Origin of the sequence: Sporosarcina sp. NPDC096371 (assembly GCF_044762865.1) — a bacterium.
Lineage (GTDB): Bacteria > Bacillota > Bacilli > Bacillales_A > Planococcaceae > Sporosarcina.
This window is the reverse complement of sequence record NZ_JBIWFE010000003.1, coordinates 70,751-84,671: the sequence shown is the minus strand read 5'-3', so window position 1 is coordinate 84,671 and position 13,921 is coordinate 70,751. Positions and strand designations below refer to the sequence as shown.

9 protein-coding genes are annotated in these 13,921 nt (G+C 40.9%); 5 read left to right on the top strand and 4 right to left on the bottom strand.

Going from position 1 to position 13,921, the window contains the following annotated elements; genetic code table 11:
* The first annotated feature begins 19 nt into the window (after window positions 1–19).
* On the top strand, window positions 20–562 hold the full coding sequence (gene thpR / locus ACIQ0H_RS09165; protein ID WP_403413591.1) for an RNA 2',3'-cyclic phosphodiesterase: 543 nt from the start codon (window positions 20–22) through the stop codon (window positions 560–562).
* Between the two features lie 23 nt (window positions 563–585).
* On the opposite strand, the gene corA is transcribed toward thpR, so the two are convergent.
* Complete coding sequence (gene corA, locus ACIQ0H_RS09160; protein ID WP_403413589.1) at window positions 586–1,548, bottom strand: magnesium/cobalt transporter CorA; 963 nt, start codon at window positions 1,546–1,548, stop codon at window positions 586–588.
* A gap of 209 nt (window positions 1,549–1,757) precedes the next feature.
* On the opposite strand from corA, the gene ACIQ0H_RS09155 reads away from it, so the two are divergent.
* Window positions 1,758–2,459, top strand: a complete 702-nt coding sequence (locus ACIQ0H_RS09155; RefSeq protein WP_403413587.1) for a DUF421 domain-containing protein — start codon at window positions 1,758–1,760, stop codon at window positions 2,457–2,459.
* A 68-nt stretch (window positions 2,460–2,527) separates the two neighbouring features.
* On the opposite strand, the gene ACIQ0H_RS09150 is transcribed toward ACIQ0H_RS09155, so the two are convergent.
* On the bottom strand, window positions 2,528–2,977 hold the full coding sequence (locus tag ACIQ0H_RS09150; RefSeq protein WP_403413585.1) for an SRPBCC family protein: 450 nt from the start codon (window positions 2,975–2,977) through the stop codon (window positions 2,528–2,530).
* Between the two features lie 774 nt (window positions 2,978–3,751).
* Between ACIQ0H_RS09150 and ACIQ0H_RS09145 the strand changes: the two genes are divergently transcribed.
* A complete protein-coding gene (locus ACIQ0H_RS09145; RefSeq protein ID WP_403413583.1) occupies window positions 3,752–5,032 on the top strand; it encodes a TrkH family potassium uptake protein in 1,281 nt (426 codons plus the stop codon).
* A gap of 38 nt (window positions 5,033–5,070) precedes the next feature.
* Here ACIQ0H_RS09145 and ACIQ0H_RS09140 read toward each other — a convergent pair whose 3' ends face one another.
* A complete protein-coding gene (locus ACIQ0H_RS09140) occupies window positions 5,071–8,229 on the bottom strand; it encodes a DEAD/DEAH box helicase (RefSeq protein ID WP_403413582.1) in 3,159 nt (1,052 codons plus the stop codon).
* Window positions 8,230–8,927: 698 nt separating this feature from the next.
* On the opposite strand from ACIQ0H_RS09140, the gene ACIQ0H_RS09135 reads away from it, so the two are divergent.
* Both ACIQ0H_RS09135 and ACIQ0H_RS09130 read left to right on the top strand, forming a co-directional pair.
* Window positions 8,928–10,256 carry a TrkH family potassium uptake protein gene (locus ACIQ0H_RS09135; protein WP_403413580.1) on the top strand — a complete coding sequence of 443 codons (1,329 nt, stop codon included), beginning with the start codon at window positions 8,928–8,930 and terminating at the stop codon, window positions 10,254–10,256.
* Window positions 10,257–10,524: 268 nt separating this feature from the next.
* Window positions 10,525–11,175 carry a CPBP family intramembrane glutamic endopeptidase gene (locus tag ACIQ0H_RS09130; protein ID WP_403413578.1) on the top strand — a complete coding sequence of 217 codons (651 nt, stop codon included), beginning with the start codon at window positions 10,525–10,527 and terminating at the stop codon, window positions 11,173–11,175.
* 148 nt (window positions 11,176–11,323) lie between these two features.
* Here ACIQ0H_RS09130 and ACIQ0H_RS09125 read toward each other — a convergent pair whose 3' ends face one another.
* Window positions 11,324–13,780: an FIMAH domain-containing protein gene (locus ACIQ0H_RS09125; protein WP_403413577.1), complete on the bottom strand. Its 2,457-nt coding sequence runs from the start codon at window positions 13,778–13,780 to the stop codon at window positions 11,324–11,326.
* Window positions 13,781–13,921 lie beyond the last annotated feature (141 nt).

The following is a 13,921-nucleotide window of genomic DNA, read 5'->3' as shown; positions in this document are numbered from 1 at the left end:
TGTAAAGGAGGAATTTTACATGCAACAACATTATTTTATCGGTATACGGATTCCATCGACTTTCGAAGAACAAGTCGAGAGTTTTAAAAAGAAATACCAACTAGAAACAGCCTATAAAGTGATTCCACATATTGAGGATTTACATGTGACATTGCTCTATTTAGGTACTATACCAGAAAACCTTTTACCTGTACTCAAAAAAGAACTTGTCGAAATCGCCGCGCGTCATCCGGCATTTTCAATATATGTAGATGGTCTATCGTATTTCGGAACTTCTTCTGGACCACGCGTCGTCTATTTATCGGTTAAGGAATCTATAGCGTTAGCTGAACTACAAAAGGAGATTGACCAGACGATTGGCAACCAACTCAGAAGGCCTATGTCAGAACGTTTCGTCCCACATGTCACTATCGCCAAAAAGCGTAAGTCGACAGATGCCCTTGTCATTCAAAAGGAATCCATTCAGCCGATCGAAGTTGCCGTCCAGTCCTTTTCATTTTTTGCGGTACATCCCGATAAAACGCCGAAGTATGAAGTAATCGAGACGTTTGAACTGGACTAAAACGTGTCAGGCACAAAGGATGATTAGGACTTAAATATCCGTAACCATCCTTTGAATTTAAACAACATCATCATGGCCACCCCAATTATGAACATAACACCAAGGATAATTCCATACCCATAGCGCCAGTGCAGTTCAGGCATATAATCGAAGTTCATCCCGTACACACCTGCTATGAACGTCAACGGGATAAAGATAGATGAAATGATTGTCAGCGTCATCATAATACTGTTCATCCGATTCGAATTGATAGATAATTGGCTATCCCTTATATCAGAGGTCAATTCTCGATTTGCTTCAATCATTTCACCCAATCGCAGCAAGTGGTCGTGAATATCTGTGAAATAAGCGAGCTCATGGTCAGTTAGGTCTAACCGCCTTGAATAGAGCATCCTATATAAGAGTTCCCGCATTGGATAGATGGTTCGACGTAAACGTAGTAAATCACTACGGACTTCGAATACATAATCCATCGACAAATGCACGGTCGTTGGGGACAATTGGTCCTCAATTTCATTCAAATGATCTTCGATTTTATAAAGGATTGGGAAATAATGATCGACCAGTTTATCAATGATTTGATAGGCTTTAAATAGATGACCCCGTTTCCACTTTTTCGGATTCTGTTTAATATCTTGACGTGCAAACTCCAATTCCTCTACTGCATTGTAGTGGAATGTCACCACAAAATTATCACCAAGGAACATATTCAATTCATCTGCTGTCAAATCGTCGTGGCAGAGGGAATGCAGGACAAAGAAAGTATAGTCATCATAGTAATCCAGCTTCGGCCGCTGCAAGCGATGCAAACAATCTTCAATCGCAAGCGGATGAAAATTAAAAAATGAATGTAAAAATGTTTCTTCGTGGGTATCTGGCTGATCGAAATCCACCCAGTACCAGTGCCATGAACGGCCCGTTATTTCATCCAATGAGAAATCAAAAATCAATTCATCGTCCTCTGTAATTCCCATCGTACGAATCATCATTCACACTTCTTTCCCACTATCGTCGATAACTTCCGATTACTTAAAATCCTAGATGTACAATTTACCAGGACCTTCTCTTCCTTCATAGTACTTCTCGAATGTACGAGATACCATACATAATGAGACATTTTTTATCTAACATAATTATCGGCTAATCGGAAATACTAAATGCAGATATCCAACGATAATTGGGGATGTGAAAATAGATGGACTTTTTTTATGGACAAGAAACACTTACGTCAATCCAATGGATTTTGCGAGCAATCATTTCATTTTTCTTCCTGCTTATCGCAACTAAAATGATGGGAGCGCGATCTATATCACAGTTGCGACTAATCGACTTCGCCATCGCTTTAATCATCGGAAACATTCTTGCACACCCTTTATCTGATGAAAGGTTAGGGATGAAAGGATCCTTGATAACAACAACCGTTTTAATTGTCTTATACATTCTATTCGTGTTTATTAATTTAAAATGGAACACACTTAGAAAGTGGTTTGAACCTTCCCCTTATCCTCTAATCAAAAATGGGGAGATCATTTATGCGAGCTTAGCAAAAGCAAGAATCACGATTGATCATGTATTGTCGGAATTACGAAAAGAAAAAATTGAAGACATCCAAATGGTAGCCCTTGCACAATGGGAACCAGATGGCACCATATCGTTTTTCCTATCGCCCCAACTCCAAGCACTGACCCCGGCGGACATGCAATTGGTCAAAAAACCATTTGCATTTCCAAGAACGATTATTCGGGAAGGCAAAATTGATTTCAATGAATTGCATCAATCAGGGAAAGACCAGGCTTGGCTAGAAAACAAATTTTTAATCTTTAACGTAGAGGCGCGTGATATTTTACTGGCTACACTTGATGACAGTGACGAGATGAAAATCTATTTGTATCACTAAGTAAACATAGCAAAGCCATTCCATCTAAAAAGCTTCTTTGATGGAATGGCTTTGTTATTTACAGCCTATTATTTTTCTGACTCAACGACCTTTTTTACTCGTTGTACAAATTCAACAACAACCTTGTCGTTCCCAAATAGTAAAAATAATTTTATGAACCATTTTAAAGGACGATTCGTCGTTGTATATGTAAATAAGGTTTTATTCTCATTAATCTTAACCAGTTTATAGCCCGCCGTTATGTCAAACATGTTTGCAAGAGTAAAACCTACTTTCATCTTTTTTTCGTCTGAGGAATTGAAATACTCCAACGTTTCTACATTGTATTCCATCACACGCTTGCCCTCTTTATATTTTTGTAAATACACACTGCCAACCATTTCATCTGTAATTGTTAACGGTTTATTTTCAACAACTTGTGGCATAATTTTTTGCATATTTTCTAATGACCCATCGAATAACTCCCACACCTTTTCGATCGGCGCATCAATCTCCACTTCGCTTGTCCATTGTTTCATCTTAATATCTCCTTTCAAATATTAATTTACTCCGTATTATCTATTTCCCTAATCTTTATCATACCAGTTTTACTCAGAAATGCTCTCGTCCTTTCATTTTCGAAAAATCAAATCAAAGCCCCAGGCATGTTCATTTCTAAATCAATACAAATCGTCATACACATGAGTAGATCACTAGATTCTGGCAGCATAAGGACTACACTAACCAATCACCGAGTGTGCAAGGAAACTAAGTTCCTCTGTGAGGGTAGGTCGCTTAGTACATCCAGATATTCAACTTATTAGTAACCCATGTTTACTTTTTCACAGTGAGATTGAATGAAGGCTAACAACATCAAAGTAACTTCAATAAATATATACAAATATCTATTAAGAATGAATAAGGAGGTGAAAGCCGTTCGCCAAATTTTATGTTTGTCTTGTTAAATATCGGGTATAAAATTGATAGTCCGTGTGAATCCCGTACATTGCGAAAGTGATGTAATCATCGAGTAGAATCGTGAGGGTGTCGGTGTATACAACAAAGCGAAAACCGAGCATAGTAAAAGTTGAGGAATTTCACTACACAAGAAGACTCAACTATGTAGGATTCGTTGTATCCGAATTTACACCTGTGGAGTGTCACACCAAATGCAAGTAGCCACGGCAAAAGCAGGCACGATGAAGCGGGAAGCAAACAAAGCTTATAGATTTTTATAGGTTTTTGGCAACGGTTGAGGGATGCGCATGCACTCAAAAAAACAATCCAGACGGCATCTATCTCCACCAATCTTTATGGCGAGATTTTTTGCTTTACTGATTATCCTAGGTACTCTACTTTTTAAATTACCATTTGCAACTACACAGCCCATCACATGGACGAACGCACTCTTCACTGCTACCTCTGCTACGACAGTGACAGGTCTTAGTGTTTTTGAAATCGGAACTACACTCACATTGTTCGGACAAATCGTGTTACTTATACTTGTTCAAGTCGGCGAGATTGGGCTAATGACATTTGCTGTAGCTATTCTGATCATCGTAGGGAAAAAAGTAGGCTTTCAAAACAGTGTTCATATGCAAGATACGTTCAACGAACAAACAATGGGTGACATGGTGAAATTAGTCAAGCAGATTATACTTTTTGTGCTGATCGCTGAGGGATTAACCATCTGTATTTTATCCATCTACTGGGCACCTGATTTTGGATGGCGTACAGGGATTTATTACAGCATTTTTCACGTAATTTCCACCTTTAACAATGCAGGTTTTTCCCTTTTCCCAGAAAACTTAATCCGATTTTCCGAAGATCCGGTTGTGCTCTTCATTTTATCTTCCTTATTAATTGTAGGTGGCATTGGTTTTGTTGTTGTGACAGACATATTCTCAAAGAAATCTTTTCGTCAGTGGTCACTGCACACAAAGATGTTGGTTGGCGGGACTTTGTTATTAAATGGCCTAGCAACCCTTATATTATTTGCTCTTGAATACCACAACACGCATACCATCGGTGAATTTCCAATTGCTAAAAAGCTACTGCATTCTTATTTTCAAGCTGTATCGTCACGAACTGCTGGATTTAACGCCATTCCGATTGGCGAAATGGAGGATTCCTCCCTACTCTTTATTATGTTTTTAATGTTCATCGGAGGCGGTAGTACATCGACAGCTTCTGGCATTAAACTAACGACATTTATCATCGTGATTTTTACGACGATTCATTATATAAAAGGCATACCTGAGCCCCGTTTTTTTGGCAAGGCTATTAAAACCGATGTCCTCTTTCGTTCATTGGCGATCACAATCGTCAGCATGATTGTTGCATTTGGCGCACTATTTCTATTGAACACCTTTGAACATTTCCCATTATTACCTTTAGCCGTTGAAGTGTTTTCTGCTTTTGGAACCGTCGGATTGTCGATGGGCATCACCGGAGAACTCAGCGATGACGGGAAAGGTTTACTGTGCATAGTCATGTTTATCGGACGTCTCGGTCCATTAACCCTATTCTATTTACTATTAAAAAAAAGAAAAAAAACCTATCATTTTCCGTACGAGCAAGTTCGCACAGATTGAAACAAGCGGATTGTATTGTGCAATCCGCTTGTTCTCCTCTATATCTCCAACAACTCCCGAATATCATCCTCGGTTATTAATGTATTTGCGCTAGCTTTCGGATCAATGATTTTCCCGATCAAATCTCTTTTCTTGTCCTGTAATTCATTCATTTTATCTTCAATCGTTCCACGGGCAACGAGTTTGATGACATGGACAACCCGTTGTTGACCAATGCGGTGAGCGCGGTCCGCGGCTTGTTCCTCCACCGCTGGATTCCACCAAAGATCGTACAGGATGACCGTGTCGGCCCCGGTCAAATTGAGTCCAGCCCCGCCCGCCTTCAATGAAATCAAAAATAAGTCACGCTCTCCTGCGTTAAATCGATTACATATGTTCAACCGATCTTCTGAAGGTGTTTGGCCATCTAAATAGAAGAAAGGGGTACCGTTTATCGCTAAGTCCTTGCCGATAATGCCAAGCATCTTCGTGAATTGTGAAAAGATTAATACCCTTCTACCGGCAAGGTTCGATTCTTCAAGTAACTGTTTCAGCTGCTCAAACTTCGCCGAACTTCCTTGATAGCCGTCCACGAACAATGCGGGGTGGCAACAGATTTGCCGCAACCGTGTCAGTCCAGCGAGAATTTTGATTTTATTCTTTTGGATTGTATTCTTATCCAAGTGCTTTAACGTATCGTGACGCAGCTTTGCTAAATAGGCGGCATAGAGCTCCTTCTGTTCAGGAAGAAGCTCCGTCGTTTCCATTGACTCGATTTTTTCCGGCAGTTCCGCGAGGACATCTTCTTTCAGCCGCCGCAGCAAAAATGGTCGAATGCGGCGGGCTATCGCTTTTGGCGTAAGCTCACTATATTCACGCAACCCCATAAATAACTCAGGAAATACGACGTGAAAGATGGACCACAATTCTTCCTCCGAATTTTCAACAGGGGTTCCCGTCAGCGCGAATCGATTGTCCGCCCGCAATTTCTTCACGGCTCGTGCTGTTTGTGTAATCGGGTTTTTGAATGCTTGCGCCTCGTCAAAAAAGATCGTCAGGAAGTCTTGTTTCTCAAACCATTGAATATCCCGGCGGATCAACGGATAGGACGTGATCAACACATCTATGCCATCCAATTCATTCTGCTGCTTCGTCCTCACCTTTTTAGGCCCGTCTATGACTACGGCATGAATGTCAGGTGTGAATTTTTTAAACTCACTCAGCCAGTTATACGTTAAAGAAGAAGGGCAAACAATTAACACCCGCCGTTTTTTCGCACGAATTTCGGGGAGCACGGACAAGATGAACGCAATGCTTTGCAACGTTTTTCCAAGCCCCATATCATCTGCCAGCACGCCCCCTAAGTTATGGGACGCGAGCGTTTTCATCCACTGGTACCCCTGTTTTTGATAATCACGTAGAACCGTTGCCAAATGCTTCGGCACTTCAATTCCTGTACTACTAGGGTTAAGGAGGTGTTCAAAGTACTGGCGCGCCGATGCTTCTACGGAGAACATACCATCCTCATTGGCACCCGCGAGAAAGCGCATTCCACGTGCTATTGGAACGGATAAGCCCTTTTCCAGTTCGTCCAGCCCCACGGGTACTTCATTCAAAAAACGTTGAATTTCTTCAAATTCCTTTGTTTCTAATGAAAGAAGGGCTCCGTCTCGTAAACGGTAGTACTTCCGTTTTTCCTCCAACGCCTCGAGGACTTCACGTATTTGCTTGTCCGGTATACCGTCCAGCTCAAATTTAAATTCGAGCCAGTTCGTTCGCTCTTCCTGTGACTTGACGCGAATCCGCGGACGGGCATGCCCTCTGAAAATCCGATTCTTAATCGCTGTCGTCGCATATACCTTCACAAGCTTTTGCAATTTCGGCAGGATATGCTGTAGAAATTCATACTCCAGTTCTTCATTGTGCAATAAATAGCCTTCATCATATTCGGTAAACGAACTTTCCTTCATGAACGCAAGGATACTTCCTTCTTTCTCCAAGTCACGAACCAGCACTGAACTCGTAGGCAAATCCCCTTCTGTTAACGGATTAATGACGATCTGTTCATACTGGAACTCCACACTTGCAAGAAGACGATTATTGACACGATCGATGTACAGCATGGCTTGCAGTGGTGATTTCACCAGTTTGTCCAGGACGGTTTCGTTCAGTTGAACTTCACCGATCCTCCGCAACCCAGGGACGACCTTTTCGAGGAAAAAACCAATTTGTTCATTGGAAATCGGTAGTTGGCGGGCTCCCAAAGTTTCGACCATCTGTTTGAGATCAACGAGACGTTTGCAATCTTCATCGTCCAGCTGAAACAATTGCCCATTGCATAGGACGGCATGATAAGCCGGAAGCACAAGAACTTGGGCCAATCCGTCGATTTCCAAATAATGTCCCTTACCTTCCTGCCTGTCAAAACGAAACTTTACGGGCAATGTCTCATTTGAAAGGGGCATGCCGGAAATAGTCTTTCCACCATATTTCGATCTTACTAAAGGTGCACTGTTCAACAACGGCAGGAGTCGATCCCATGATGTCGGTGGGATAAGCAACGTCTGCGGGCTGATGGTTTGGTCGGCTATGTACACCTGTTCCTCATGATGAATGCGAATGAGCTGTTGAAGAACAGCATCCGCCTCGCGCGGAAAACAATGGAGGTTCGCATCAAACGTTAAAGTCGGCGAAAGGGCAGTAGGTTTTCCTTCATGCACCTGATTCAAAAAGTCTCGGATATGCTGAACAGGAACTGAGTCGATTTGCATTTCGATGCCCAGCATATGCCCGCCCTTAACGGCGATAGGCATCCACGTGAACAGCAGGTTCATCACTTCTCGGTCTTCAAAATGAAACTGATGCCCACTTGACCTTATAGGCTTTTCATTGAAAAGGGATAGCAAACCTTCCGTCATCGCATGATCCCTTGAAGGCTCGTTAATTTCAGAGACAGCCAGCATAACCGCAGCGACATGCTGGCATTTATGCGGATAGAAAGGCAACGATGGACAACTGCATTCTGTCCGAATGCCATCTTCCCCGTCATCGTCAATTGTGACATGAAAGATTTCCGTTCCTGTCACAGTCGCTTGACAATGCATGCCGGTATAGTGTTCAATCGTCACTTTCCCCGAACGCTGAAAAGCTTTGCCTTTTTTAAACGAAATGTTTCCACACATGTCCAGTATCTGCTTTTGCGTAATCACGAAGTTCAACCTCCTTTCTATATGAAATGAATTCCTTCTATACATTTCATTATAGCGAATAAATGTTCCTTTGTGTGATTTCAATAACCAGATACGAATAATTCCAGACCACCATCACTACAAATTCACTAATCATTTCAGCAAACCCCCCTCAAGTCAGGGAAGACTTGAGGGGGTTTTTGATGCTTATGAAAACTCTTTTAGTTGTTGATTATGGTCATACTCCCAAAACGGCTACTGAAATAATTGATAATACAAAACTTAGTACTAGGGCTATCGTCCAATCAATTTTCTTTATTTGACCGAATAGAAGATTCACAATACCGCAAACTATTACATTGACAACAAATAATGCACCAATCATTATTAATACCATGGAAACACCCCATTTTAGAATTATAGATCTACAAGGACCCTTGAATCACTAGAATACTTGGCATAATTATAAGGTTCTTTATCATACCTGTTGTACTTAAAACAACAATAACATATTGCTACATAGATCCTCTATCAAACTTCCCTTATTTTAACCATAATACCCGAAAAATGTTTATGTAGATTGCATGCATGGAAAAACAGTGTTCAAAATATACTTACCTTATTCTAATTTGTGAAATATACACTACGGGAATACAGCATCATGTAATAGGTTTACTTTTTTATAGAAGGGGAATTTTAATCTAATAACAGAAGATAGGGAGATGCGTATGCATTCAACAAAATCGGCAAGACGGCACTTATCTCCACCTATTGTCATTGCGGGAAGCTTTCTTCTGTTGATTATCCTAGGGACTTTATTATTAAAGTTACCGGTGGCAACTACGCAGCCTATCACGTGGACGGATGCGCTCTTTACAGCTACATCTGCCACAACCGTAACCGGTCTTAGCGTATTCGATATTGGCACTACATTGACATTGTTTGGTCAAATTGTTTTACTCATACTGATCCAGTTTGGCGGTATTGGATTGATGACTTTTGCTGTTGCCATCCTGATGATGTTCGGAAGAAAAGTAGGCATGCAAAATAGAATATATATCCAAGAATCGTTTAACGAACAATCCATTGGGGGCATGGTGAAGCTTGTTAGACGGATTTTACTTTTCGTAGTCATTGCCGAAGGGCTTGCGATTTGTCTATTAGCCGTCTACTGGTCAGCAGATTTTGGCTGGGGGAAAGGAATCTATTACAGCATTTTTCATGTAATTTCTGCCTTTAACAATGCTGGTTTTTCACTATTCCCTGATAACCTTATCCAGTTTGCTGGTGATCCGGTTGTAATTTTCATTTTGTCTTCCTTATTTATCGTTGGTGGTATTGGATTTGTTGTTGTGACCGATATATGTACAAAGAAATCTTTTCGTAAGTGGACGCTACATACGAAGATGATGATTAGTGGGACATTACTCATCAATGCCGTTGCGACGCTTGTGTTGCTCATTCTTGAATATCATAACCCGCATACTATCGGTAATTTTTCATTTGCTAAAAAGTTGCTTGTTTCTTATTTTCAAGCTGTATCACCGCGAACCGCTGGATTTAATGCAGTTACGATAGGTGACATGGAGGATTCTTCTTTACTATTTACCATGTTTTTAATGTTCATAGGAGGTGGGAGTGCATCGACAGCCTCTGGCATTAAGCTGACGACATTTATCGTTGTTATTTTCGCTACGATTCATTATATAAGAGGGATACCGGAGCCTCATCTATTTGGGAAGTCGATTAAAATCGATGTACTCATTCGATCATTAGCAATCACTACTTTAAGTATTTTCGTCGTGATGGGTTCACTTTTTTTGTTGACAATCACTGAAAAACTTCCACTATTAGCTTTAGCTGTTGAAGTATTTTCTGCTTTTGGGACAGTTGGATTATCAGTGGGCATTACAGCGGACTTCAGTGATATTGGCAAAGTATTGCTATGTATCGTTATGTTTATCGGACGAATTGGCCCACTAACTGTATTCTTTTTACTATTGAAAAAAAGAAAAGAATCCTATCATTTTCCGTACGATCAAGTTCACACAGGCTGATTGCATTATACAATCAGCTTGTTTTCAGCTTGTTTTCGTCTCATTCTTCCTCTACTATTATAACTAACAATAGGAAAATACCTCCATATATGTTGAACAAATGATTTACACCCAATCTCCAGCGAAGGCGCCTAACTGGGCTAGCCGAAGTGATAAGACTAAGGAGGGATGCAGTTCAATCCTTCCTTAAGCGCCAAGCGTTGTTAGTAAGATTCTTTAGTTCAATGTATATAGAAACATTGTAGATATTAAAGTAAGTGGAGGGTCTATGAAAAAACTTTCAATCCTATTAGTAGGACCGACAGCTATGATTTTTCTAGGTTTAATCATCTTCAAAAGCGTCCTCATTACGTTTGCGCTCTTTTACGGCTGGCTCTTAATCGTTCCACTTTTCAGCTCTATCAGAACTACACAACCAAAAATGAATCTACACAAACAATTTAGTCGCCAATCTATTGGAATCGGCCTGATTAGTGGACTTATTTCTTTACTAGCTATTTATGGTGCCGTGACCTTATTAAAAGAAACGGTATTCGACCTTGCTGCACTGCGTCAATTATTAATGGATTGGAATTTTACAGGAAATCATGTCGTTTGGCTCGTCTTAATTCTAATTTTCATCAATCCTTTTTTGGAAGAGCTATACTGGAGAGAATTTATGTACAAGCTTCTCGAAACTAAAACTAGTATCACCAAAACGGTTGTCATCACGTCCGCTTTTTACAGTCTCTATCACTTAGTGTCTCTCGTTTTCATATTCACATTCCCATTCAATTTCATCGCTGTCTTACCTGTATTTTTAGCAGGTCTTTTATGGGGCTATTTAAGATACAAATTACAGTCCATCACAGCTCCAATCATCAGTCATATCCTTGCTGACTTAGGAATTATGCTCGTTTACTTGACTTATATTGCCTAGGTTAGAAAACTAGTTCTGAATTCTAACGAAACTTAACAGCCAATCACCGGTACAATTCCGGCAATTGGCTGCATAATAGGGTGTTTTATTTCTGTCTTAACAAGGTTCGTTAGTGCCCTTTTTGTTCAAGTTCCCGAAAATGCTCCTTTTACCACTTTTGAAGTATATAATCTGCATCCGCTTTAAGAACTTTATAAGCCTTCTCAGATATCAACCCTTTTTGTTTTTGATAGTCCAGTAATATTTTAAAGCTGTTCATATGCTTGACAACCTTATCGGCAGATTCGTTTTTCTCGTATTGCTCCACAGCGGTCAAATGCATTAGTAAAGTATGGGCGGCGCTATCGTTCTCAAATTCTCCTGCTTCTTTAAAACGTTCAATAAGCATTTTCATATCTGACGCTGTTTTGTCTAGCGTGGATAGAGCCGAATCTATCGCCTTTTGAAGGGCAATCTGAGCCGCTTTAATCTCCAATTGAGTATCCGCACCGTACAGTTTCGGGCCAGGCGTGTTATTCACTAATTCATCCCAATCATATTCCTTATTCAGTAATATTTTCGCTTCTTTTTTAGCGTTTTGAAGTAGTTCCCACAAGTTTGAATCCTTGATGTTTTCCTCCACCAATTGATCCGCCTTCTGATAAGTTACGGGTAACCCTGGAAGTTTGATGCTGATATCATGTTCAGGCAACCATTGTTGCGTCACGAAGTTTCTCGCGCTGAAGTAGATTTCGTCTTCATACACATAGACCTCGTAGCCGTTTCCATTCGCCTTATCTCCATTCCAAACTTGACTAAAGGAAGGGAGGTCTACCAAGACGCCATAAGACCGTTGCATCGCCTCTACTACGCCAAACCCATTGTGGGCATGACCCGAGATAAACACCGTTTGCGGATGTTTTTCTAAAATTTCCTTTACCGCCCCGTCCTGGGGACCAAATCCATTGTTCACATTACTTTGCCTATGGGTATCATTTAAACTCTGGTGGCCAATAACAAAGATCGGTTTAGTCGGATCCTCGTTTTCCGATAGTTTTTCATCTAGCCAGTCCAGCTGATCCTGTGTCATCCATGCAGTATCCTTTGCCGAGTTTTCTGGATTCAAAATTATGAAGTGATAACCTTCTATCCATCGGTCAAAATACGTGGTAGTTGTATCCTCCGGCATATAGACTGCGTTATTTTCCATATAAAGTTTGTACGCAGTATTCCAGTAGGTATTATTCTCGTCTGGAACAGACTGCCATACATTTCGAACAGTCTCCCCAGTCACGGGATCTACGATAAGAGCCCCGGATGGCCCCCGAACATCGTGGTTCCCCAACGCAATCAACGCATTATTATCCTTAAAAGGCTTTTTGTCCTTTATCGAATTATAAAAATCCATTTTCTCACTGGGCTTTCCATCCTGCGTATTATCGCCTGCAGTCACAAGCGCTGCTGCATTGGGATTAATATTTTTCATATCAGTAAGAGCCGCAGAAAAGTTCGCTGCTGCTGAACCTGACCCTACATGTGTGTCGGAAACCAAATGGAAACTGAATTTCTCCTTGCCGTTTCCTTTCATAAGGTTTTGGTATTCTTCCTTAAGTGTATTTAAAATCCCGTTAGCTTCTTCAACAGGTAGATTGGCAACCATCTCTTCTAGCCTAATCAGCTTAGCGATTAGTTCCTCTACAGCAGTCTTCTCATAGCGGTTGCCTATGATAAGGCTTTCTACTTTCACGCGTAGGTCGGTGATTTCTTGCTCTATAAAGATGTTCCCACTCTCTCTATTGATAATTTGCCCAATTTGATCTGGGGTAAGTGCTGCTTTATACACCGCTAACTGGTCAACCGCAGCTTTATTCAGCCCGTATTTATGATTTACACCATCGGCTCCCAGTACAAAATCTGCCACATCTATGCTACCAGTATGTTTGCTAATATCAACAGTGGAGCTATTTGATTGAAATCCTGCGCCGCCTTTGGCAGGTTTCCCATCAATATAAAGAATCATCTTGTCAACCTCACGATCTACTACTGCTGCAATATGATGCCATTGGTTGTCTTTGGAAGAGGAAAATCGATCCGTCTCCGCTCGGCCAGAATGTCCTAAAGCGTTAAAGTTAAGATTCAACCCTTGTGCCATATTGCCAATGTTGAATCCTGGATTATTACCGGTATACCAATCCTTGTTGCTAATAACCGAACTCTCTGGTTTACTATCAGAGGCCGTCTTATACCAAAAGACGGTTGTAAAGCTTCCGGTACCAAATTTCAAAGCGTCTGGTTGACCGAAATTAACATATTGCTCAGCTACTTTGTTTCCATCCAAAGGGTTCTTGAAGTAAATGGCCTTCCCACCGTTGACCCCATCCACATATTCAGTCGTCCCCACCACTTCGGCCGCTATATTGTTAGGGCTACTATCGGTAACTGTTTCATCATCGAAGTTCACTTGCAGTACTGGGGTTGGTAAGTCAATCATTTCGGTGTTTCCTTCGAAGGGTAGAGAGTTATTGTTGGTCAAGCCACCTCCATTGTCTTTCGCCATTGTCACAGTCGAATAAGGTCCAAAACACAATACCAATGCTAGCAGAGTTAGTAGTGATCGTTTTATCATCTAGTATTCCTCCTGTTATTCTAATAATATAAACTACCTGTATTACCAGTATGAATTTTTCAATAGTGCGCTTGTCCAACAAGTGATTTCCTTTTCAGACTCCATAAGCCCAATCGCATCATACCGATTATGCCCCTTCGA

Bases quoted from the DNA above. Each gene is read 5' to 3' on its own strand.
- thpR (WP_403413591.1), top strand. From the start codon at position 20: ATGCAACAACATTATTTTATCGGTATACGGATTCCATCGACTTTCGAA.
- corA (WP_403413589.1), bottom strand. From the start codon at position 1,548: ATGATTCGTACGATGGGAATTACAGAGGACGATGAATTGATTTTTGAT.
- ACIQ0H_RS09155 (WP_403413587.1), top strand. From the start codon at position 1,758: ATGGACTTTTTTTATGGACAAGAAACACTTACGTCAATCCAATGGATT.
- ACIQ0H_RS09150 (WP_403413585.1), bottom strand. From the start codon at position 2,977: ATGAAACAATGGACAAGCGAAGTGGAGATTGATGCGCCGATCGAAAAG.
- ACIQ0H_RS09145 (WP_403413583.1), top strand. From the start codon at position 3,752: ATGGCGAGATTTTTTGCTTTACTGATTATCCTAGGTACTCTACTTTTT.
- ACIQ0H_RS09135 (WP_403413580.1), top strand. From the start codon at position 8,928: ATGCATTCAACAAAATCGGCAAGACGGCACTTATCTCCACCTATTGTC.
- ACIQ0H_RS09130 (WP_403413578.1), top strand. From the start codon at position 10,525: ATGAAAAAACTTTCAATCCTATTAGTAGGACCGACAGCTATGATTTTT.
- ACIQ0H_RS09125 (WP_403413577.1), bottom strand. From the start codon at position 13,780: ATGATAAAACGATCACTACTAACTCTGCTAGCATTGGTATTGTGTTTT.